Genomic DNA, 21674 nt, shown 5'->3' with positions numbered 1-21674 from the left:
CGACAGAGTAGGCGCTATAGCGTCTTTCTCTGGTTCGATGTTTTTAAGCGTCCGGTTATTCTAGGCCGCGAATCGCGCACCGGTGCAAAACAAAATCGCGGGCGGTGAGAAACATCAAGCACGCTGCGCAATTTCGCAATTGCCGATGCTTGCGGCAAGCGGCAGCATGGCGTCACCTTATTGACCGGCGCGGCCATGTCCGCACGGGTTGCAGTGCAACAAATACTGGAGACGCTGATGTCCTACTTCGAACACATTCCCGAGATCCGTTATGAAGGCCGGCAATCGGACAACCCGCTTGCGTACCGTCACTACGACAAGAACAGGAAGGTACTCGGTAAAACGCTCGAAGAACATCTGCGCATTGCGGTGTGCTACTGGCATACGTTCGTCTGGCCGGGTGTCGACATCTTCGGTCAGGGCACATTCAAGCGCCCATGGCAGCAGTCCGGCGACGCAATGGAAATGGCGCATCTGAAAGCGGATGCCGCGTTCGAATTTTTCTCGAAGCTGAGCACGCCGTATTACACGTTCCACGATACCGACGTCGCGCCTGAAGGCAGCAACCTGAAAGAATACAGCGAGAACTTTTCCCGCATAGTGGACTATCTCGCACGCAAACAGCAGGACACCGGTATCAAGCTGCTGTGGGGCACGGCCAACCTGTTCTCGCATCCGCGTTATGCTGCGGGCGCGGCCACGAGTCCCGATCCAGAAGTATTCGCGTTCGCTGCGACACAGGTACGTCATGCACTGGACGCCACACAACGGCTAGGCGGCGAGAACTACGTGTTGTGGGGCGGGCGCGAAGGCTACGACACGTTGCTCAATACCGATCTCGTGCGCGAACGCGATCAACTCGCGCGCTTCCTGCATATGGTCGTGGATCACGCGCATAAGATCGGCTTCAAAGGCTCACTGCTGATCGAGCCGAAACCGCAGGAGCCGACCAAGCATCAATACGATTACGATGTCGCGACCGTGCACGGATTCCTGCTGCAATACGGGCTTGCGAAAGACATTCGCGTGAACATCGAGGCGAATCATGCAACGCTTGCCGGTCACTCGTTTCATCACGAGATCGCAACGGCTTTTGCACTCGATATCTTCGGTAGCGTAGATGCGAATCGCGGCGACCCGCAAAACGGCTGGGATACCGATCAATTCCCAAATAGTGTGGAAGAACTGACGCTCGCGTTTTATGAAATCCTCAAGCACGGCGGGTTCACCACGGGCGGCATGAACTTCGATTCGAAAGTGCGGCGGCAAAGTGTCGATCCGGAAGATCTGTTTTACGGTCACATTGGCGCCATCGACAACCTCGCGCTCGCCGTGGAACGCGCGGCTGTGCTGATCGAAAACGACCGTCTCGACCAGTTCAAACGCCAGCGTTATGCGGGCTGGGACGCCGAATTTGGACGCAAGATCCTGTCGGGCGACTTCTCGCTGTCGGCGCTCGCCACCGAAGCGCTGTCGCGCGATCTGAACCCGCGGCACGCGAGCGGCCAGCAGGAGCGCATGGAAAACATCGTCAATCAGGCAATTTATAGCGGACGCTGAAGAGCACTGTTGCACGTGAATAAAACGCGCGGACACATACCGCGCGAATAAAAAAGCTTTGGGTTGTCGCTTGTCCGGACCTGCGGCTCGCAGCGCAGGCCGTCCAATCCGGAATTCCGGCTATCAAAAGAAGGAGACAGAAATGAAATTCGCAACACGTCGTACTGTACTGGGTTCGCTCGTATGTGGAGCGGTGCTGGCCAGCCTGTCACTGGCGGCGCCGCTTGCGCATGCCAGCAAGGATCACCCGGAGATCGGCTTCTGTATCGACGACCTGCGCGTCGAACGCTGGTCTCGCGACCGTGACTATTTCGTCGCGGCTGCGGAAAAACTCGGCGCGAAAGTATCCGTTCAATCCGCCGATGCCAGCGAGGCGCGGCAAATCTCGCAGATTGAAAACCTGATCTCGCGCGGCGTCGATGTCATCGTGATCGTGCCGTTCAATTCCAAGACGCTCGGCAACGTAGTCGCCGAAGCCAGAAAGGCAGGCATCAAGGTGGTTTCATATGACCGCCTGATTCTCGATGCCGACGTTGACGCCTATATCTCGTTCGACAACGAGAAGGTGGGAGAACTGCAGGCGGAAGGTGTTTATAAAGCGCAACCGAAGGGTAACTACTTCCTGCTTGGCGGCGCGCCGACCGACAACAACGCGAAGATGCTGCGCGAAGGGCAGCTCAAGGTACTGAAGCCCGCCATCGACAAGGGCGATATCAAGCTAGTTGGGCAGCAATGGGTGCCGGAGTGGAGCGCGTCCACGGCGCTGCGCATCGTGGAAGATGCACTGACCGCCAACAACAACAAGATCGACGCAATCGTTGCGTCGAACGACGGAACCGCTGGCGGCGCGATCCAGGCACTGGCCGCTCAGCACATGGCCGGGAAGGTGCCCGTTTCGGGTCAGGACGCTGACCTCGCGGCGGTCAAGCGGCTGATTGCGGGCACGCAGACCATGACCGTCTACAAACCGCTGAAGCTCATTGCGGGCGAAGCGGCAAAGCTCTCGGTGGCGCTGGCCAAGGGTGAGAAGCCTGCCTTCAATGCGCAATACGACAACGGAAAGAAGAAGGTCGACACGGTGCTGCTGCAGCCTACGTTGCTCACGAAGAGCAACGTGGATGTGGTCATCAAGGACGGCTTCTACACCCAGGCCCAGCTCGCGAGCCAATGAGCGTAACGTGCGCGCGGTTCATGTCGATACATGCAGCAGCGTATCGGCATGAACGCGCGCCCTGCAGCGAGGCATAGCGAATGACGCAACCGTTACTGACGATGCGCGGCATCGTCAAAGCGTTTTCAGGTGTGAAAGCACTCGACGGCATTGACCTGACGGTCTCGCCGGGCGAGTGCGTCGGCTTGTGCGGCGAGAACGGCGCAGGCAAATCCACGCTGATGAAGGTACTGTCCGGCGTGTATCCGCACGGTACCTGGGATGGCGAAATAACCTGGGAAGGCAAGCCGCTCAAGGCAACGAGCATACGCGACACCGAGCGAGCGGGCATTATCATCATTCACCAGGAGTTGATGCTGGTGCCCGAGTTGTCGGTGGCGGAGAACATCTTTCTCGGCAATGAAATCACCCTGCCGGGCGGCCGCATGAACTACGCGGCAATGTACCAGCGCGCTGACGAATTGCTGCGCGAACTCGGCATTAGCGGAATAAACGCGGCGCAACCCGTCATGAATTATGGCGGCGGCCATCAGCAGTTGATAGAGATTGCCAAGGCGCTGAACAAGCAGGCGAAACTGCTGATTCTCGATGAACCGTCCTCTTCGCTAACCTCGTCCGAGATTGCGATTTTGCTCGACATCGTGCGCGATCTGAAGCGGCGCGGCGTGGCCTGCGTCTACATCTCGCACAAGCTCGACGAGGTCGCCGCGGTTTGCGACACGATTAGCGTGATTCGCGACGGACGGCATGTCGCCACCGAACCAATGCACGCGCTTACCACGGACCGCATTATTTCGTTGATGGTCGGCCGCGAGATCAAGAACCTGTTCCCCCGCGAACCGCATCCGATCGGCGACGTCATTTTCGAAGCGCGCAACGTAACCTGTTTCGACGTAACGAATCCGCGCCGCAAGCGCGTAAGCGATGTGTCGTTCGCATTGCGGCGCGGCGAGATTCTCGGCGTGGCAGGTCTGGTCGGCGCTGGTCGCACGGAATTGATGCAGGCGATCTTCGGCGCTTATCCTGGCGTGAGCGAGGCGACGGTTGTAGTGGAAGGCAAGACCGTAAAGATTCGCGCGCCGATCGACTCGATTCGCGCGGGCATCGGCATGGTGCCTGAAGACCGCAAGCGGCATGGCATCGTGCCTGGTCTAAGTGTCGGCCATAACATTACGCTCGCGGTTCTGCAGCGCTTTTCTTCTGGAGGACGTATCGATTCGGCCGCCGAACTCGACACGATTCACACGGAAATGAAGCGACTCTCCGTGCGCGCCGCGCATCCGATGTTGTCCATCGCGAGTCTTTCGGGCGGCAATCAGCAAAAGGCGGTACTCACGCGAATGCTATTGACCGACCCGAAAGTACTGATCCTCGACGAACCCACGCGCGGGGTCGATGTTGGCGCTAAATTCGAAATCTACAAACTCATCTTTCAACTGGCGCAGCGCGGCATGTCGATCGTGATGGTGTCGTCCGAATTGCCGGAAGTACTCGGCATCAGCGATCGTGTGCTGGTGATCGGCGAGGGCGAATTGCGTGGCGATTTCGTCAACGACGGCCTCACGCAGGAAGACATTCTCAGCGCCGCTATCCGTCCCGTGCAGCGAGTCCCGAACCCAACCGCAGCGAGTGCCGCATGACGCCCGACGTTACTTCACAACGCGCCGACGATACCGCGCCGCGAGGCGCATTCGGCGGCTCACAGCGTATCCAGCAACTGTTCGCGCGTTACAAGATTCTCGCGTTGCTGATCGCCGTGGCCGCGATCTGGATTTTCTTCTCGGTTCTAACGCATGGCGCATTCGTGACGCCGCGCAATCTGTCGAACCTGCTGCGGCAAATGTCGATTACCGGCATGCTCGCATGCGGCATGGTCTTCGTGATCATTGCGGGTGAGATCGATCTGTCGGTCGGTTCGCTGCTCGGTTTGCTCGGCGGCGTAGCCGCGATACTCGACGTGAACCGCCATTGGCCGATAGGCGTCACGTTGCCGGTGGTGATGCTGCTCGGCGTGCTCGTCGGCGTGTTCAACGGATGGTGGTCCACATACCGGCGCGTACCTTCGTTCATTGTCGGCCTGGGCGGCATGCTCGCCTATCGCGGCATTCTGCTCGGCGTGACGGGCGGCTCGACCATCGCGCCGGTGTCCGACGGTTTCGTGTTCGTCGGGCAAGGCTATTTGCCGACGCTCGCGGGCGATACGCTCGCCGTTGTGTTGTTCGTACTGCTCGCGTTTCTGACCCTACGTCAGCGCCGCAATCGCGAGCGCTACCAGTTGAGCGTGGTGCCGGTCTGGCAGGACGTCGCGAAGGTGATCGGCGCAGGTGTGATCCTGGCGGGCTTCGTTGCGACGCTCGATCGTTATGGCGGCATCCCGGTGCCCGTTCTGTTGCTGCTTGCGTTACTCGGCATTTTTACGTGGATTGCCACGCAGACCGTGTTCGGGCGACGCATCTACGCCGTCGGATCGAACCTCGAAGCGACGCGTCTTTCCGGCGTCAACACGAATCGCGTGAAGCTCGCCATTTTCGCGTTGATGGGCCTGATGTGCGCGTTCGCGGGGATTGTGAATACGGCGCGGCTGGCAGCAGGTTCGCCATCGGCGGGCTCGATGGGCGAACTCGACGCGATTGCGGCGTGCTTTATCGGCGGCACGTCGATGCGCGGCGGTTCCGGCACCGTGTACGGCGCATTGATCGGCGCGCTCGTGATGGCAAGCCTCGACAACGGCATGTCGATGCTCGATGTCGACGCCTATTGGCAGATGATCGTGAAAGGTAGCATTCTCGTGCTGGCCGTCTGGATCGACGTGGTGTCGGGCTCGAACAGGCGGTAAGGTGGTTGGCTATGGGGCGGCCACGCCCCAAGTCACCACCGGTCATCCACAATTAATGAAGCACCCCACGACTCCCGGCCAACCCCGCGCTTTGGACGAAAGCCACGAATCGGCGCCTCCATCGCTTGATCCGACGAATTTAAGTTCGCGCCCGCTCCCCCGTCTTACTACTATTGCGGGGAACGCAGGGCGCGAAGTGGCGCCTTCACAGCTTGTTACCGGCGGCAAGCGGATAGGCAATCGTCATGAAGCGCAGAACCTTCCTTGTTGGCGGCGCGGGTGCATTCGGCGCGTTGCTGGTCGGCTGGTCTGTGCTGCCCGTGCGGCAACGCCTCACCACGGCCGCGCCCCTGCCCGTCGAGGGCACGCAAGCGGCGCTCAACGGCTGGGTCAAGATCGCGTCGGACAATACCGTCACGATCATGATGTGCAAAGCGGAAATGGGGCAGGGCATCCATACCGGCCTCGCGATGATCCTCGCGGAAGAACTGGACGCCGACTGGTCGCGCGTGCGAGTCGAAGACGCGCCGATCGACAACATCTACAACAGCGTGCAAAGCGTCATTGACGATCTGCCGTTTCGTCCCGATCACGACAGCGTCACGAAGCGCACGATCGTCTGGTACACGCGCAAACTGATGCGCGAGGCCGGCACGATGATGACGGGCGGATCATCGAGCATTAACGACCTGTGGACGCCGATGCGCGAAGCGGGCGCATCGGCGCGCGCGATGCTGATCGCGGCTGCGGCGGCGCAATGGCACGTGCCGGCCGGCGAGTGTGCCGCGCAGGGCGGCTACGTGAGTCATCGGTCGGGTCGTAAGGCGAGTTTTGGCGAGTTGTCGTCGATGGCGGCTCAGCAAGCTTTGCCCGACAAGGTCGCGTTGAAAGACCCTGCTGGTTTCAGGCTGATTGGCAAGCCGCTGCCTCGTATCGAGGCCGCTTCGAAGCTGAACGGCACCGCGCGTTTCGGCATTGACGCGTTGCCCGACGGCCTGCTCTACGCGAGCGTCGTAATGTGTCCCACGCTCGGCGGCACGGTCGCGAGCTTCGACGCCGCATCGGCGGCGAAAATGCCGGGCTGCATCAAGGCGCTCCCCTTCCCGCCGTACAACGGCGGCACGGGCGGCGTTGCGGTGATTGCAAACAACCCGTTTCGCGCGATGAACGCGGTCGACGCCATCAACGTAACGTGGCAGCACGGCGCCGCGGCATCGCTCTCGAGCGCGGAAGTGGAGCACCGCCTCGCGCTCGCACTCGACGACGGCGACGGCCACGCGTACTACCATCGCGGCGACATTAACGACGCGTTGAGCCGCGCGGCACATACCGTCAGCGCCGAATATCACGCGCCGTATCTCGCGCACGGCGCAGTCGAACCGCTCAATTGCACGGTGCAGGTCGCGGACGGCGCGGCGACCGTATGGGTGTCGACGCAAGTGCCGGCGCTCGCGCGACATCACGTAGCCAAGGTTTTGCATATCGACGACGACAAGGTCACCGTGCATGCGCAGTTGCTCGGCGGCGCGTTCGGGCGGCGCCTCGAACTCGATTACATTGCACAGGCCGCGGTGATTGCGCGCGAGGCGGACGGCCATCCGGTTCAAACGTTGTGGTCGCGCACGCAAGACTTCACGCATGATTTCTATAGGCCGGCATGCGTAGCCCGGTTGAGGGGCGGGCTCGACAACAACGGCAAACTGATTGTGTGGCACAGCGCATCCGCGAGTCAGGCGATCGTGCCCGAAGCGCTCTCGCGCTATTACGGCGTGCCGCGCATTCCGATCGACAAAACCACTTCTGAAGGCGCATTCGATCAGCCATACGAGTGGCCCGTAGTGCGAGTGGCGCACAAGATCGTGGAGTTGCCGGTGCCGGTCGGCTTCTGGCGCTCGGTCGGACACTCGCATCAGGCCTTCTTCACCGAAAGCTTCACCGACGAACTCGCTGCCGCCGCGGGCCAGGATCCCGTGGCGTTTCGCGCTGCGCTACTGGCGCAGCACCCGAGGCATCTGGCGGTGCTGCAGCGAGTGGCCGCGCTGTCGGAGTGGCACGAGCCGTTGACCCATGCCGCCGATGGCGCGCCGCGTGCGCGCGGCGTCGCGCTTCACGAAGCGTTCGGCAGTGTGGTGGCGCAAGTCGCGGAAGTATCGATCGGGCCGCGCGGGCGAATCCGCGTGCATCGCGTGGTGTGTGTGATCGATTGCGGCTTGCCTGTGAACCCCAATCTGATCCGTCAGCAGATGGAGAGCGGAATCGTATTCGGTCTCTCCGCCGCATTGCAGGACGAGATCACGATTGTGAATGGGCAGGTGGAACAGAAGAACTTCGTCGACTTTCCGGTGGTGCGGATCAACGATTGCCCGGTGATCGAAACCGACATCATGCCGAGTCGCCTGCATCCGCAGGGTGTCGGCGAACCGGGTGTGCCGCCGGTCGCGCCCGCCGTGGCAAATGCGGTGTTCGCGCTGACCGGCAAGCGGCTGCGCACATTGCCCTTAAAGCTCACGTAAAGCGGGAGACACGCATGCGATCGCTGAACATCAACGGCCGCGCGGTGGCAGTGCAAGCGGAACCCGATATGCCGCTATTGTGGGTGCTGCGTTGCGAACTCGGCATGACCGGCACCAAGTTCGGCTGTGGCGTCGGCATTTGCGGGGCGTGCACGGTGCACCTGAACGACAAGCCGTGCCTGTCGTGTCAGACAACCATGTCGACCCTGAATACACAGAAGATAACGACCATTGAAGGGATGCAAGGCGCCGAGGCGCAAGCGTTGAAGGCCGCCTGGATTGATCTCGATGTGGTGCAGTGCGGCTATTGCCAAAGTGCGCAATTGATGGCCGCCTGCGCGTTGTTAAAACAGAAGCCGCACCCGACTGACGCCGACATTGACGCGGCAATGAGCAACATCGTATGTCGCTGTGGCACGTATCCCCGAGTGCGCGCCGCGATTCACGAAGCGGCGAAGCGCCGGCCGGCGTAATAGCCGGCGCTTCGCGGGCGATGGAGTTAGCCTGCCAGCAACTCGACCACGGCCACGACGGCCGTGAAGATACCAATGCATCCGCCCAGTGCTGCTGCGCTTTTCATGAACGACGACATAGCTTGGCCTCGTAACGTGTTGTGGTTGGTGGCACGTATTTAACCGCAATTGAAAGGCAAAAGAAATGTCGCCAAAAATAAATCGTAAGCTTGCGCGTCGGTATTACGGAGCCTTGGTCACCGGGGTTGCCTGCTGTGATCTGACGGGCGTCGCCCCCGATGATGTCGGCACATGCGGTGCCGCTGCCGGTGTCTCCTCCCAACCGCCGCCGAGAGCAAGGAACAGATTGACCTGGTCGATAGCCACCTGGCCTTCCGCGACGGCCACCTGAGATTTCGTCGACGTTAGCGTGCGGGTAGCGTCCAGATCCGAGATGAACGACTCGCGGCCCGCGCGATAGAGCCGATGCGTTTCGTCAGCGGATTGCGTCGCCGACTTCAGCGCGGCGCGCAATGCGTCAGCGCGGGCGTAGTCGGAGGCATACGTGGCGAGGCTCGTTTCGGTTTCGCGCAATGCGGTCAGCACGACGCCGTCGAAGCGCGCGAGCGCGACCTGACTCGACGCCTGCGCTTCCCGTACGCGGCCACGCGCACCGTTCGCCGGGAACGTCCAGCTGATCAGTGGACCGAAACCCCAGCGCGCGGTCGGCGAAGTGCCGAGGTCTTCCAGAACGCCCGTCAAGCCCGCCGATGCGCCGATGCTCACAGTCGGATACAGCGCGCCGGTGGCCACGCCGATGCGCGCCGTGGATGCCGCTAGCTGACGCTCGGCCTCGCGCACGTCGGGTCGACGCTTGAGCAGCGCGGCGCCGTCGCCCACCGGAATCGGCTGACTGATCTGCGGCAGCTTTTCGCAAGCGAGAACGGCGAGCGGCAGGTCCGACGGCGCACGCGCGAGCAAAGCCGCGAGCCGGTACTGCGCAATCTTGCGGCGCGCGGTGTAGCGCGGAATATCCGCGAACAACGTATCGACCTGCGTCTGGCCGCGCGTGACTTCTGTTTGATTGCCACGGCCGGCATCGCGCAGACGGCGCGATACATCCACGCGTTGTCTCTGCAATGCGAGTGACTGCTGCGCGATCTTCAGTTCCTCGGCCGCCGAGCATTGTTCGACGTAGGCGCGCACCACGTCCGCGACCACCGTGATTCGCGCGAGATCGGCCGCGGCCTGCACGGCCTCGGCGTCGGCTTGCGCCGCTTCCACGCCGCGCCGAAGTTTGCCGAACAGATCGATTTCGTACGCAACGCTGATGCCGATGTCGCCTTCATTCACGACCGGCAGTTTTTCAGTCAGCAAGTATTGTTCGGCCGATTCCTGCGCGCGTTCGATCACCGCCGACGCCTTGCCGGAAAACCCGCCCTGCGCCTGCGCGACGCCCAGCGCCTCGCGCGAGCGCGCGAGATTGGCGGCGGCCACGCGCAAGTCGGTATTCGATTGAAGCGCTTCGTCGACGAGACCGTTCAGCACGGGGTCGTCGTACAGTTTCCACCACACAGCCGGTACGTTGCCGCGCGAGGTGAGCGTTGCGTCCGCGCCTTCGATCTGCGCATTCGCGAGCGGCGCGTTGACGAGTGCGTCTTTCGGCAGCGAGTAGTTGGGGCCGACGTTCATGCAGCCATTGAGCGCCGCCGTCAAAGGCAGCAGCGGCAGCAGCGGCAGCAGCGGCAGCAGCGGCAACAGCGGCAATAGTCGCAGTTGGCGTTGCAGTTGCAATTGCGGTCGAGGCAGCCCGAGCGAACGCAAAAACGGCACGGTGCGCGGCAGTTTCATTGCGAGGCGCCCGAAGCGGTGGCCGCAGCACTCGCAGGCGGCGCAGCGGATGCGCTCGAAACTCCTGCGGCATGCGAAGCGCGCGCATTCGCCAGGTCGCGCACCGACACCGTAGCGGTGCGCCCGGCGATCATGCGGAAATCGGCGGGCACTTCATCGAGCGCGACACGCACCGGAATGCGCTGCGCGAGCCGCACCCAGCTGAAGGCGGGATTCACATTCGGCAGCAGATTGGAGCCTTGCGTGCGGTCGCGATCCTCAATGCCCGCGACGATGCTTTGCACGTGTCCGCGCAGCAAATGCGGCTCGCCCATCACGTTGATATCAACCGGCTGGCCGATGTTGATACCGCCCAGCTTGGTTTCCTCGAAGTAGCCGTCGACACGAAACGAATGCATATCGACCACCGAAAGCACCGCCCGCCCGGCAGCAACGAATTCGCCGGCACGCGGCGCGCGGTCGTTCAGGTAACCGTCCACTGGGCTCATGATCGTCGCGCGTTGCAGGTTCAGTTTTGCGGTGTCGATTGCGACGTTGGCGTCCGCGAGCGCCGCTTCCGCCTGGTCCACGCGCGAGCGGCTTTCTTCCGCGACTTCGGCGGCGACCAGATTGCCGAGTTTTCGATTGCGCACGTCCTCGCGGCGCGCCTGATCGAGCGTGGCGCGGCGTTGCTGCGCGGTGGCCTGGGCCTGACGCAGCGCGAGCGTGTAACGCGCCTGGTCGATGACGAACAGCACCTGGCCTTGCCTGACCTGCTGGTTGTCCACCACTTGAACCGATGAGATCAGCCCCGACACGTCTGGCGCGACCTGGATCACGTCGGCGCGCACGTGCCCGTCGCGGGTCCACGGCGCGAACATGTAGTAGTCGACCAGCTTCCACAGCACGAGTGCCGCGGCCACGACGACGATCAGGGTCAGCACGATCTGACCGACGGAGAACCAGGTTTTTTTCACGTTGATTTCACGAAACGAGTCTGTGCGAAACGACGACGACAACGCCCAGCACCAGCACATAGATGCCGAGGTCGAAAATGGAGCGATGCCACACGAAGCGGTAAAAGCCGACGCGCGCGAGCGCCGTGCGAATGGCGAGGTTGATCAGATAGGCGACCAGCATCAGCACGAGCACGGCCGGCACGAACACGCCGAAGATATCTATTTCACCGATCATCGCGGGAAGGGAGCAGAGGTGTTGAGCGGCGGCATTACGCGTTCGCCTCCGCTGCGGGCGGCGTGGGTGTTTGCAGCGTGGCCGGAAATAGCGAAAGACGCAAGCCGACAAGCGCATGCAGCGCTTCGCGCAAATGACGTGCCGGAGCCTGCGAGTTCGCGCCCGGCGCGCCGGCATTGGCGAGTCCTTGTGAAATGACGCGCGCAACAGCCGAATCGATCGACGACATCAGGCTGTCCGGCACCGGTTCGCGCGAGCGACGGTTCACGCAGTTTTCATAATAGGCGCGCACGCCGTCGAGCGCGTGGTCGATCGCGGCCGGCGCTTCGCCGCCGAGCTTGCGCGTGAGACGTCGCAGATCGAGTGCATTGAACGCAATGCGCAGGTCGCGAAAGCTTTCGATGGAAGGATGACGATGGTCGTCGGTCGCCGCAAGCCGCGGGATCAATTGCATCAAACGGTCGAGCATGCGGGCCGCGTGATTGCGCGGGTCTTCAATTGTCCGCGTGGACGCGGTCAACGCGACGTCGGTCCAACTCGAACGCAACAGGCGCGCTGCGGCAAGTTCAGCGCCGAACGGGCGCGTGACTCGCGTCCACAGATACGCATACAGCAGCCCCGCGAGGCCCGCGAGATTGCTGTTCAGGAAGGTCAGAAAGTTGGCGTCGTACGCGTCCTGAATGCTGATGAACGTGGCGGTGTTCACGGCGACGAGCACCGTGGCCAGGTTGAACTGCGGGCGCGGAATCAGCGTGCCCACGAGAATGAACGGCGCGGCGAACAGGACCACCAGCATCGGAAAGTCATGCACGTGCGGCAGTACCGCGAACAGATAGACGCCTGCCGCCACCACGGCGACAGCTGTAGCGACAAAAAAGCGGAAGACCATTGGCGCGGGTTCGTCGAGCGCGGCAAAAAAGCAGCAGGCTACCGCGGCAAGTGTCACGGCGCTGGCGCCGTCTGCCCAACCCGAGCCGATCCACAGACTGCACGCGAGAATGACGGCCGCCGCCGCCGAGCCGGTAGAGAACAACATCATGCCGCGATCGTAGAAGCGCTCGGTGCCACCGAGCCGCCAATGACGAAAACGAGGCCGCCATGAGCCCTCTTCACGCGTGATGATGATGCGCAGAGAGCGGCAGTCCTGCCATACGTCGATGACCTGCGTCATGCGCCATAACGCATTGGACAGCAGTGCGCCGTCCCATGTCGCGAGCGCGGCGGGCGGCGGCTGCATCGCTGCAATGCGCTCACGCAGCGCATCTGCGGCGGCGTCCGGATGATTGCCCGCGCTGGCTGCCGGCAGAGGCGCGTTGAACCACTTGATGACGTCGGCGAGCAGCGCCTCCAGACCGTCCGGCCACTTATGGCTACCACTGTTGTACAGCGCGAGCAGCGGATCGGCGAGCGACGACATGATAGGTAGCAGCAGTTGCATGCGTCCACGAAGTTCCTGCGCGCGTGTGAGGATGTCGGGGCGTGTGTGGTCGTAGGCCAGTTGGCTCAACAGCAATTCCAGGCCGTTGATGGTGGTCGCGAGCCGCTGCCGCGCGCCGGAAATCGCCGCGCCCGCGATGCGGCCCGACAGCGTTTCGGTGGCGTAGAACGCGGCGTCGCGAAACCATGCGTCGGTCCGTTCGATGATGGTCGGCGCGAGCCGGCTCGGAAACAGCACGCTGCCCACGATGCTCGCGCAGACAATGCCGAGGGTGATCTCTTCTGTGCGGCTAACGGCAAGATCGAACACGCCGGCCGGATTCGTGACCGCGGGCAGCGCGATGATCGGCATCGTGTAGCTCGCGAGCAGGAACACGTAGCTGCGCGCAGTCCGGTCCGATACGGCGAGATAGAGCAGCGTGCCGACCCATAGCGCGAGAATCACGCTGAACAGGTACGGAGATTCGACGAAAGGCGGCACGAGCAGTACAGCCGCCGACGCGCCGAGTGCGGTGCCGAGCGCGCGATAGATCGCCTTTGAACGCGTCGCGCCGACGAACGGATTCGACACGATATAGACGGTCGCCATTGCCCAGTAAGGCCGTGGTAACTGGAGCGCCAGACCGATGTACAGCGCGATCATCGCGGCGGCAAACGTCTTGACCGAGAACAGCCAGTCGCGAACGGAGGGGTAGATCATGACGCGTTACGCCGATCTGTTGACGTTGCGTGGCGCAGTTGTGCGGCTGGGGCGGCTCGGATTTTTGGCCGGGCTCGCGGACCGCGTTGCCTTCGCGGCGCTGGCGCTTTCGGACTCTTCCGCGGAATCGGCTGTGAACGCGGCAAGCACGCGCAAGGTTGCTTCGAGATCGCTGCGTGAAACGCCCTTGAGCGCCTGCGCGCGCAGTGTGACCAGTTCTTCTTCCATTTTCTCGGTCACCGCGCGGCCCGCTCTTGTCAGCACCACCGTTTTGGCGCGGCGGTCTTCGGGATCTTCGTCGCGACGCATCAGGCCCGCGGCACACAGTTGGTCTAGCAGGCGCACGAGCGAAGGTCCTTCGATGCCGATGTAATCGGCCAGCGTGACCTGACGAACCGCCTCGCCGAGCCGGCTCGCGGTGAGCAGCGGCGTGGCGCAGGCCTCGGAGACGTTGAACGCGGACAGCACGCCATGACTCGTGCGCCGCCACTTTCTGGCAGCGATCACGAGTGTGCTGCTCACTTTGCGGCGTAAGGCGTCGAGATTCGTCATGGCCGGTATTGTATTTCCAAAACAATCGTTAGCAAACTATCGAATTGGAATTTTTAGCGGCGCATGTCGACGCACGAGCGTCACGCGATCAGTCCGAGCCGGATCGTCCTCGCAAGATCGTCGAGCTGAAAAGGTTTGCGCAGTATCGTGCAGCGTTCTACCGCAAGACCCGAAATGTCGATGTCGGCATAACCGGTTGCGAGAATCACCGGCAAATCGCTGCGCATCTTGCGCGCCTCGGCGATCACGTCGATGCCGTTCATGCCGGGCATCGCGAAGTCGACCATCAGCAGGTCGGGGTTGTCGTCCCGCAGGCGGTTGAGTCCGGCTCGCCCGTCAGCGGCTTCCGTCACGTGGTAGCCGAGCATTTTCAGCGACTCGACGAGCATGGCGCGTACTTCGCTGTCGTCTTCGATCACCAGCACGCGCTTTTCGCCCACGGCGTTCGCTTCGATATTGGACGCCTCCGCAGCCTGCGGCGCGACGGGGTCGCGTAGCGGCAACCACACCTCGACCGTCGTACCGGCGCCTTCCTCGCTGAAGAGTCTCGCGGTGCCGCCTGCTTGCCGCGCGATGCCGTACACCTGGCTGAGGCCCAGTCCCGTGCCTTTGCCGATCGGCTTCGTCGTGAAGAACGGATCGAACACGCGCGACACGATGTCGGGCGGTATGCCCGAGCCCGTATCGGTGACCTCGATCACGACATAGCGGCCTTCGGCAAGCGTCTGATCGGGCGCCGTGCGCTGCTTCACTCGGACACTGAGCTGGCCGCCGCCGGGCATTGCATCGCGCGCGTTGATGGCCAGGTTGAGCACGGCCAGTTCCAGCTGATTGGCGTCGGCCTGCGTCCACATCTCATCGCTTTCGAAGTCGTTGCTGTAGCTGATACCCGATCCCAGCGACACGGTGATGATGTCGCGCATGCCTTGCAGCAACGCGACGACGTCGACGGCCTTGAGGTCGAGGTTGCTATTGCGCGAGAACGTCAGCAACTGGCCGGTCAGTTTCGCGCCGCGTTCGGTCGCGCGCTTGACCGTCGCCGCCATACCGCGAATGCGCTCGTCACTGCTCACCCGGGAGATCAGTTCCGAGTTGACCATGATGACGTTCAGCAAATTGTTGAAGTCGTGTGCGATGCCGCCGGTGAGCTGCCCGAGCGCTTCCATCTTCTGCGATTGCACGAGCACGGCCTGCACTTTGGCGCGCTCATGAATCTCCATCATCAGCCGGTTGTTGGCTGAGGCGAGCTCGTGCGTACGTTCGGCGATGCGGCCTTCGAGCGAGTCGTTCAGTTGCACCAGCGCTTCCTGCGCTTCGATCCGCTCGGCCAGATGGCGGCGCGATTCATACTGCCGCGCACGGGCGCGCAGCGCCGAGGCTACGGCTCGGCGCAACGTCTCGGAGTTCAGCGGACGTTCGAGCACGACCACGTTCCCCAAGCGCTCCAGCACTTCGATCCCGTGCGCCGACCGGTGCCCCACGCGCGTGGCCGCGAGCAGAATGAACGGAAAGTCGGACCACGCCGGCTGCTGCTCCAGCCAACGGAACAGACGCGTCGCATGCTCGCCGGCGAGTGCTTCTTCAGCGATAAGCGCGCTACCCGCGCCAGCGTCGAGGGCCTCGGTGAGGGCGTCCGCGTCGCGGCACGGCACGCATACACGATGATCCTTGTGCAGGACCTCGGCAATGACATCGGCGTCGCGGCCAAAAGGCGCGAGAATCAGGACCCGTTGCTCCATGACGTTACTGCCGCGACGTGTCGATGACACGCTCCGTCGAGCCAAGTAGCGCCGTGGCGCCGCGGTAAGACGGCAAGCCGGAAAGCACGCCTTCGAAGTCGCGCAGCGCTTCACCCACTTCGACGCCGTGGCTCGTGAGCCGGAACTGGCGGATCGAGCGTTCATGGGCGCTAGCGCGGCTCTTTACCGCCGTCGCGGCGGTCAGCACTTCACCGTGGTGTTCGAAATAGCGGAACAGAATGACGACGTCGCTCAGGTAGCTGATATCGATATCGCTCTGAACCTCGCCGATAATCCCGTGCTGTCCCAGCACGAGCATCGTCATGACGCCTTGCTGGTTCAGATACCCGAGCAATTCGTGCATCTGCAACAGCAGGTAGCGCTCACCTGGCATTGCTTGCAGGTATGCGTTGAGACTGTCGATCGCGACATATTTCACGCCTCTTTTCTCGACGGAGGTGCGAACGTCGCTCGCGAATTCGCCGGGCGAGATCTCGGCGGGATCGATCTGACGCAGCGTCAATAGTCCATTGTCGACGTAGGGCTGCAGATTCATGCCGACCGTGGCGCAACGCGCGACGAGGGTGACCAGCGTTTCGTCGAAGACATAGTAGACGCAGCGTTCGCCACGTTCGAGAGCCGCAATAAGGCACGAAACCACGGTGGTGGTTTTGCCGACACCCGAAGGGCCGATCAACAGTGCATTGGTGCCGGGTATCAGGCCGCCGCCAAGCAGCGCGTCGAGGCCTGCAGTGCCAGTGCTCACCACATGTGTATCGAATTGCGTGTGATGTTCAGCCGCGACGAGGCGCGGATAGACATGGATGCCGCCGGTGTCGAGCGTGAAGTCGTGGTATCCCTCGCGGAACTTGATGCCGCGCATCTTGGCAATGCGCAGGCGCCGGCGATTGCCGCCGTAGTCGTGCACGACGTTGTCGAGCGCGATCACGCCGTGAGCGATGCTGTGCAGTTGCACGTCGCCCGGGTCGGACGTATTGTCGTCGAGCAGCAAGACCGTGCATGCGCGCGTGGCGAAATAGCGTTTCAACGCGAGGATTTGCCGCCGGTAGCGCAGTGCGTTCTGGGACAGCAGACGCAACTCGGACAGACTGTCGAGCACGATCCGCACAGGCTTGATCTCGTCGACTTGCTGGATGACATTTCGCACCGTTTCGCCGAGTTCGACCTCGGCCGGATGCAGCACTGTCTGCTCGAATTGCGGATCCAGACCTTCGTCGGAGAGCAGTTCCAAAATGTGGAACTGGCTCAAATCCCAGCCATGGCTATCAGCTACCGAGATGAGTTCCGAACGCGTCTCGGACAGCGTAATGTACAGACCTGCCTGACCTTCCTCAGCGCCCTGAAGTAAAAATTGCAATGCCAGGGTGGTTTTACCCGTGCCCGGCGCACCCTCGACGAGGTACATGCGGTGCGGGGTGAGGCCGCCTCCCAGGATGTCATCGATTCCCTCGATTCCTGAGCAAAGGCGGTTGGGCTTGTGAGTGGCAGCGTCTTTTGACATAGCGTGGTTATAGCATTGAATAATTGGCCAGGTCCGTCAGCCGGTATCGCCAGAATGCAAGTTGCATGCCCGTTGAGAAAGAACAGTAGTTGGACAGTGTGCGGCGGCACAAAAGCGTGGTCAGCGCCTTGTCAGTTCGCGTGGGCACTGCGCCTCTAGGCGAGGCGTCTGTCGGTCTCGGATAAATGAGCCTTGACTGTTCCCAGAGTCACGACGACGCCGGCCGCCATGTCCAGCCCCGTCGTTGCGAGCGCTGCAGTTCGACGACCGCAAGCGGTGGGATTTCAATGCGCGAAAACACCTCTGGCGATGTGCCCAACACATGGACGATCGCCGCGCGGACCAGCGGCGCATGCGTCACGGCGACCACATCGTGAACAGCGTGCGATGCGCCATCTGGCGCAACGTCTATTGCGTCGAGCCACTTGCCGATCCGCTTTACCGCTTGACTGAACGATTCGCCGCCGTGAGGAGTGGCGTCGGGGTCGCGCGTCCAGGCTGCCAGTGCGTCGGGCGTTTGCGCGGCGAGATCGTTGAGGCGTTGGCCGCGCCACTTGCCGTAGTCGATATCCGAGAGCGCGGCGTCCACCTTCGCGGCGAAGCCGAGCGCCAAGGCCGTTTCGCGCGCGCAGGCGGCGGGGCTGACGAATGCGCTTGCATTGTCCGCGAACGACCGGCGCGCTCGCGCAGCCTGCGCTTCGCCCAGGCCGCGAGCGTCGAGCGGATCGTCGGCGGGAAAGCGGCCCGCGCGCATGGCCGCGGTCGGCGCGTGGCTGACCAGTAACAGCCGCAGCTTCATTTTTGAGTTCCCGTCAATATGCGCTCGTGTCGCCGTGTGATAGCTGGCGCGGAAGTTTAGCGCGTAGAATAGCCGCACTGCGAAGCGCGGAAGCCGGTGAAAGCCCGGCGCGGTCGCGCCACTGTAATCGGCATCACAAGCCGAAAGCCAGACCTGAGCTTCGCATCATTCCTCTGCAATCGACTACGGGGCGCGCTACCCCAGGAGATGTCCATCATGACTGAAGCTGTTTTCGATACCGCCGGCCAGCCCACCATTCAGCCCACGCCGATTCCGTTGCGTGAACTGCTGCCTTGGGCCGTGTTCGGGGGATTGCTGCTGTTGCTCGCGCTGTATTTCGTCGGTGCGGAACAGGGCGCCACGTCTTTAGTGCCTGGCATGTACGTGCATGAGTTCGTGCACGACGGCCGCCATCTGCTCGGCTTCCCCTGCCACTAACGGAGCAGAACATGGTCGGTAAGTTGTTGTTGCGCGGGATGCTTGCAGGCATCGCCGCGGGGCTGCTCACGTTCGCGTTTGCGCGAGTGGCGGGCGAGCCGCAGGTCAATCAGGCGATTGCCTTCGAAGAGAAAGCTGGGAACGGTGGAGTGCATGAGCATGAGCACGCCAGTGCGGGTGCGGGTGCGGACGCGCACGAGCACGCGCATGAGCAGGAGTTAGTCAGTCGCGATACACAAGCCGGATTGGGATTGCTGACCGGCGTGGTGACCTACGGCGCGGCATTCGGCGGGCTGTTCTCTCTGGTGTTTGCCTATGCGTACGGGCGAGTGGGCGCGATGAGCGCGCGTGCGTTGTCGGCTTGGTTCGCGCTCGGCGCTTTCGTCGCACTGGTGATCGTTCCTAACATCAAGTACCCGGCGAACCCGCCGGCGGTCGGCGACCCGGAGACGCTCGGAACGCGCACGGGTCTGTTTTTTCTGATGATCGCCATCTCGCTGACTGCACTGGTTTTCTCGCTGAAGGTCCGTCGCCGCGCAGCGATGAAACTCGGTGCATGGAACGGCTCGATCGTGGCCGGACTTGTGTTCATCGCCATCATTGCCGCCGTGCAGATGTCGATGCCCGTGATCGACGAAACGCCGGCCGGGTTTCCCGCGGCGCTGCTGTGGAAATTCCGTGTGGCTGCACTCGGCATGCAGGCGATCATGTGGACGACGATTGGGCTGCTGTTCGGCGCGATCGTTGAGCGGAGTTCGTTCATGCGTGTCGGGAATCGGACAGCGACCGGGTCGGCTTGAGGTCTTTTGGCGGCTTGCGCTGAGCGGCTGGCTGATTGACTGGTCATGGCTGTGGGCGTTGAGCGTGCGCGATGGTATGACACGGGCCGGGAAATCATAGGTGTGATTTTTTGGCCCTGTCACCGCCGCCAATCGCGAGCACGCTCAACAACTACATGTTGACGACGCCTTCGGACGACGACGCCATCGCATCATGGAAAATAACGCCCAACGTATGCCTTCGTCCCGACCTCAAACGGCTCACTCCGTGCCGCAGATTCACGCGATATGCACCACGCGTGCCTTGCACCGGCCGTTGATGAACCGCGAACACCACGGCGTCTCCCTTGCGCAGCGGCACGACCTCCGTGCGTGATTGCATCCGCGGACGCTGCTCGGTCATGACGAATTCGCCGCCGGTGAAATCTTCGCCGGGTTCCGACAGCAAAATTGCGACCTGTAGCGGAAACACGTGCTCGCCGTAGAGATCTTGATGCAGACAGTTGTAGTCGTCGGTCACGTACTGGAGCATCAGCGGTGTCGGGCGCGTCTGGCCCGCGGCGTGGCAGCGCTCGATAAACTCCGCGTGTCCGGCCGGATAGCGGATGTCGATGCCCATCACCTCGTTCCAGCGATTCGCTACCGGCACGAGATGCGGATACAACTCGCGGCGCAACTGTCCGATCAACGGCGGCAACGGATAAGCGAAATACTTGTATTCACCACGGCCGAAGCCATGCCGCGCCATCACCACGCGGCTGCGGTATAAGTCCTCTCGGGGATACAACCCAGTGAGGGCATCGCATTCGCGCGCATTAAGCAGCCCGTGCAGCATCGCGCAGGCATAGCCGTTCAGTTCTTCTTCGACGTTGAACCAGTCAGCGGCCTCGATGCGCGCCGTCAGTGAACTCGCATGAGTGCGGTTCTGCGACGGCTTCAATTCAGTTTTGCGATCCTGTTCCGGCGATTGCGCGCGGGCATCTTTCGCCACCGTATTCATGAGAGTCTCCCTCAACGATTTTCGAACGATGATTGAGTGTAAGCGCGTCTTTCAGGCCGCGCACTCCGACTCTTGCGCTGCAATTCCCCAGGTTGGAGGCGCGCGGATCAACCGGCGACGTGTCCGGCAAAACGGTGAGGTCCGAGCAGGAAAAAGTCACAGCACCCAACGATAACCTTTGCGAAGCGCGTCGCGTCGTTCATAGTAGGTGCTGTCAACTGGTCGCTCCACCGGAGGCTTGTCCATGTCGGATTCCCACCAGAAACTCGATGATTGGCTCGGCACCGAGCGAGTCGCCAAAGATCACATTACCGCGTTTCCGCTCGCGGCTCTCGCGGCGACGCTCGATCGCGAGCAAAGCGGCGACACCGTTCCGCCGCTTTGGCACTGGCTCTACTTCTTGCCGATCGCGCCGATGTCCGAAACTGGCCCGGACGGTCATCCGAAACGTGGCGATTTCCTGCCGCCGGTGCCGCTGCCGCGCCGCATGTGGGCCGGCGGGCGCATCACTTTTCATGCGCCGCTAAAAGTGGGTGAGCGCGCCACGCAAACATCGACCATTGCGAACATTGAAGACAAGACAGGCCGCTCGGGGCGCCTCGTGTTCGTCACGGTGCAGCACTCGATTGAAGCCGGCGGCGAACTGAAGCTCGAAGAAGAGCACGACATCGTCTACCGCGACGCACCGCTAGCAGACGCGCGGCCTCAGCAGCCGCAACTCGCGCCGCAGGGCGAACGTTGGAGCCGCGTTATCGAGGCCGATCCCGTCATGCTGTTTCGCTATTCGGCGCTCACCTTCAACAGCCATCGCATTCACTACGACTATCCCTATGCGACGCAAGTCGAGGCTTATCCTGGCCTCGTGGTCCACGGGCCGTTGATTGCCACGCTGCTGGTCGATCTCGTTCGCCGCCAGCAACCCGACGCAACGCTGCAGAGCTTTGCGTTCAAGGCGCTTCGACCGACGTTTTCAGGCCAGGCTTTCATGGTGTGCGGCGCGCCCTCGGCGGATGGAAAAACCATCGATTTATGGGCAAAAGATCATGAAGGCTATTTGACGATGCGAGCGACAGCGGGGATTGAGTAATTTCGCGAACCCAAGGTGTCAACCATTATATATGGCTGAAACCTCAACCCGCACGCGATGAAAAG

The 21674-nt window shown here is 62.2% G+C and carries 18 protein-coding genes and 1 riboswitch; of the genes, 9 read left to right on the top strand and 9 right to left on the bottom strand.

The features are described from left to right. The first annotated feature begins 237 nt into the window (after nucleotides 1-237). The 6 genes from xylA (at nucleotide 238) to BCA01S_RS17725 (ending at nucleotide 8553) form a co-directional block, all read left to right on the top strand. Nucleotides 238-1560 (top strand): xylose isomerase, encoded by a 1323-nt coding sequence (xylA, locus tag BCA01S_RS17750; RefSeq protein WP_027778054.1) that lies wholly within the window; start codon nucleotides 238-240, stop codon nucleotides 1558-1560. A 142-nt stretch (nucleotides 1561-1702) separates the two neighbouring features. Continuing rightward, on the top strand, nucleotides 1703-2731 hold the full coding sequence (gene xylF / locus BCA01S_RS17745) for a D-xylose ABC transporter substrate-binding protein (RefSeq protein WP_020068929.1): 1029 nt from the start codon (nucleotides 1703-1705) through the stop codon (nucleotides 2729-2731). Between the two features lie 80 nt (nucleotides 2732-2811). Then, nucleotides 2812-4371, top strand: a complete 1560-nt coding sequence (xylG, locus tag BCA01S_RS17740) for a D-xylose ABC transporter ATP-binding protein (RefSeq protein ID WP_027778053.1) — start codon at nucleotides 2812-2814, stop codon at nucleotides 4369-4371. Next, a complete protein-coding gene (locus tag BCA01S_RS17735; RefSeq protein ID WP_027778052.1) occupies nucleotides 4368-5567 on the top strand; it encodes a sugar ABC transporter permease in 1200 nt (399 codons plus the stop codon). Before xylG ends, BCA01S_RS17735 begins: the two co-directional genes overlap by 4 nt. Before the next feature lie 245 nt (nucleotides 5568-5812). Beyond that, a complete protein-coding gene (locus BCA01S_RS17730; RefSeq protein WP_027778051.1) occupies nucleotides 5813-8080 on the top strand; it encodes a xanthine dehydrogenase family protein molybdopterin-binding subunit in 2268 nt (755 codons plus the stop codon). Between the two features lie 14 nt (nucleotides 8081-8094). After that, nucleotides 8095-8553: a (2Fe-2S)-binding protein gene (locus tag BCA01S_RS17725; protein ID WP_027778050.1), complete on the top strand. Its 459-nt coding sequence runs from the start codon at nucleotides 8095-8097 to the stop codon at nucleotides 8551-8553. A gap of 222 nt (nucleotides 8554-8775) precedes the next feature. On the opposite strand, the gene BCA01S_RS17715 is transcribed toward BCA01S_RS17725, so the two are convergent. The 8 genes from BCA01S_RS17715 to BCA01S_RS17680 all read right to left on the bottom strand — a co-directional run bounded on the left by BCA01S_RS17715 (nucleotide 8776) and on the right by BCA01S_RS17680 (nucleotide 18305). Continuing rightward, nucleotides 8776-10383: an efflux transporter outer membrane subunit gene (locus BCA01S_RS17715; protein ID WP_244146046.1), complete on the bottom strand. Its 1608-nt coding sequence runs from the start codon at nucleotides 10381-10383 to the stop codon at nucleotides 8776-8778. Next, a complete protein-coding gene (locus BCA01S_RS17710; protein WP_027778048.1) occupies nucleotides 10380-11339 on the bottom strand; it encodes an efflux RND transporter periplasmic adaptor subunit in 960 nt (319 codons plus the stop codon). Before BCA01S_RS17710 ends, BCA01S_RS17715 begins: the two co-directional genes overlap by 4 nt. 7 nt (nucleotides 11340-11346) lie before the next feature. Continuing rightward, nucleotides 11347-11556 carry a DUF1656 domain-containing protein gene (locus BCA01S_RS17705; RefSeq protein WP_027778047.1) on the bottom strand — a complete coding sequence of 70 codons (210 nt, stop codon included), beginning with the start codon at nucleotides 11554-11556 and terminating at the stop codon, nucleotides 11347-11349. Between the two features lie 34 nt (nucleotides 11557-11590). Continuing rightward, nucleotides 11591-13693, bottom strand: coding sequence for an FUSC family protein (locus tag BCA01S_RS17700; protein ID WP_027778046.1), 2103 nt, complete (start codon nucleotides 13691-13693; stop codon nucleotides 11591-11593). A 6-nt stretch (nucleotides 13694-13699) separates the two neighbouring features. Next, complete coding sequence (locus BCA01S_RS17695) at nucleotides 13700-14245, bottom strand: MarR family winged helix-turn-helix transcriptional regulator (RefSeq protein ID WP_027778045.1); 546 nt, start codon at nucleotides 14243-14245, stop codon at nucleotides 13700-13702. 80 nt (nucleotides 14246-14325) lie between these two features. Then, nucleotides 14326-15984 carry an ATP-binding protein gene (locus BCA01S_RS17690; RefSeq protein WP_027778044.1) on the bottom strand — a complete coding sequence of 553 codons (1659 nt, stop codon included), beginning with the start codon at nucleotides 15982-15984 and terminating at the stop codon, nucleotides 14326-14328. Between the two features lie 4 nt (nucleotides 15985-15988). Beyond that, entirely contained in the window at nucleotides 15989-17506 is a 1518-nt protein-coding gene (locus BCA01S_RS17685) for an ATPase domain-containing protein (protein ID WP_027778043.1), read from the bottom strand. 208 nt (nucleotides 17507-17714) lie between these two features. Beyond that, the gene (locus tag BCA01S_RS17680; protein WP_027778042.1) at nucleotides 17715-18305 is read right to left on the bottom strand and encodes a histidine phosphatase family protein; all 591 of its coding nucleotides are present in this window, start codon (nucleotides 18303-18305) and stop codon (nucleotides 17715-17717) included. Between the two features lie 78 nt (nucleotides 18306-18383). Further along, nucleotides 18384-18470: riboswitch (adenosylcobalamin (AdoCbl) riboswitch) on the top strand. A gap of 51 nt (nucleotides 18471-18521) precedes the next feature. On the opposite strand from BCA01S_RS17680, the gene BCA01S_RS17675 reads away from it, so the two are divergent. Then, the gene (locus tag BCA01S_RS17675; RefSeq protein ID WP_027778041.1) at nucleotides 18522-18743 is read left to right on the top strand and encodes a CbtB domain-containing protein; all 222 of its coding nucleotides are present in this window, start codon (nucleotides 18522-18524) and stop codon (nucleotides 18741-18743) included. Between the two features lie 11 nt (nucleotides 18744-18754). Beyond that, nucleotides 18755-19543 (top strand): CbtA family protein, encoded by a 789-nt coding sequence (locus BCA01S_RS17670; protein WP_027778040.1) that lies wholly within the window; start codon nucleotides 18755-18757, stop codon nucleotides 19541-19543. Between the two features lie 151 nt (nucleotides 19544-19694). Here BCA01S_RS17670 and BCA01S_RS17665 read toward each other — a convergent pair whose 3' ends face one another. Continuing rightward, the gene (locus tag BCA01S_RS17665; RefSeq protein ID WP_027778039.1) at nucleotides 19695-20522 is read right to left on the bottom strand and encodes a 2OG-Fe(II) oxygenase; all 828 of its coding nucleotides are present in this window, start codon (nucleotides 20520-20522) and stop codon (nucleotides 19695-19697) included. A 244-nt stretch (nucleotides 20523-20766) separates the two neighbouring features. Here BCA01S_RS17665 and BCA01S_RS17660 point away from each other — a divergent pair, with 244 nt between their 5' ends. Next, on the top strand, nucleotides 20767-21609 hold the full coding sequence (locus BCA01S_RS17660) for an HTD2 family dehydratase (RefSeq protein WP_027778038.1): 843 nt from the start codon (nucleotides 20767-20769) through the stop codon (nucleotides 21607-21609). Nucleotides 21610-21674: the final 65 nt, after the last annotated feature.

This window comes from Paraburkholderia caledonica NBRC 102488, assembly GCF_000685095.1.
In the GTDB taxonomy this organism is placed as follows: Bacteria; Pseudomonadota; Gammaproteobacteria; order Burkholderiales; family Burkholderiaceae; genus Paraburkholderia; species Paraburkholderia caledonica.
The sequence above is the reverse complement of the archived record's forward strand: the minus strand, read 5'-3'. Positions and strand labels throughout refer to the sequence as shown.

Bases quoted from the DNA above. Each gene is read 5' to 3' on its own strand.
- BCA01S_RS17680 (WP_027778042.1), bottom strand. From the start codon at position 18,305: ATGAAGCTGCGGCTGTTACTGGTCAGCCACGCGCCGACCGCGGCCATG.
- BCA01S_RS17675 (WP_027778041.1), top strand. From the start codon at position 18,522: ATGACTGAAGCTGTTTTCGATACCGCCGGCCAGCCCACCATTCAGCCC.
- BCA01S_RS17660 (WP_027778038.1), top strand. From the start codon at position 20,767: ATGTCGGATTCCCACCAGAAACTCGATGATTGGCTCGGCACCGAGCGA.
- BCA01S_RS17735 (WP_027778052.1), top strand. From the start codon at position 4,368: ATGACGCCCGACGTTACTTCACAACGCGCCGACGATACCGCGCCGCGA.
- BCA01S_RS17685 (WP_027778043.1), bottom strand. From the start codon at position 17,506: ATGTCAAAAGACGCTGCCACTCACAAGCCCAACCGCCTTTGCTCAGGA.
- BCA01S_RS17670 (WP_027778040.1), top strand. From the start codon at position 18,755: ATGGTCGGTAAGTTGTTGTTGCGCGGGATGCTTGCAGGCATCGCCGCG.
- BCA01S_RS17665 (WP_027778039.1), bottom strand. From the start codon at position 20,522: ATGAATACGGTGGCGAAAGATGCCCGCGCGCAATCGCCGGAACAGGAT.
- BCA01S_RS17730 (WP_027778051.1), top strand. From the start codon at position 5,813: ATGAAGCGCAGAACCTTCCTTGTTGGCGGCGCGGGTGCATTCGGCGCG.
- xylG (WP_027778053.1), top strand. From the start codon at position 2,812: ATGACGCAACCGTTACTGACGATGCGCGGCATCGTCAAAGCGTTTTCA.
- xylA (WP_027778054.1), top strand. From the start codon at position 238: ATGTCCTACTTCGAACACATTCCCGAGATCCGTTATGAAGGCCGGCAA.
- BCA01S_RS17715 (WP_244146046.1), bottom strand. From the start codon at position 10,383: ATGAAACTGCCGCGCACCGTGCCGTTTTTGCGTTCGCTCGGGCTGCCT.
- BCA01S_RS17725 (WP_027778050.1), top strand. From the start codon at position 8,095: ATGCGATCGCTGAACATCAACGGCCGCGCGGTGGCAGTGCAAGCGGAA.
- BCA01S_RS17690 (WP_027778044.1), bottom strand. From the start codon at position 15,984: ATGGAGCAACGGGTCCTGATTCTCGCGCCTTTTGGCCGCGACGCCGAT.
- BCA01S_RS17695 (WP_027778045.1), bottom strand. From the start codon at position 14,245: ATGACGAATCTCGACGCCTTACGCCGCAAAGTGAGCAGCACACTCGTG.
- xylF (WP_020068929.1), top strand. From the start codon at position 1,703: ATGAAATTCGCAACACGTCGTACTGTACTGGGTTCGCTCGTATGTGGA.
- BCA01S_RS17700 (WP_027778046.1), bottom strand. From the start codon at position 13,693: ATGATCTACCCCTCCGTTCGCGACTGGCTGTTCTCGGTCAAGACGTTT.
- BCA01S_RS17705 (WP_027778047.1), bottom strand. From the start codon at position 11,556: ATGATCGGTGAAATAGATATCTTCGGCGTGTTCGTGCCGGCCGTGCTC.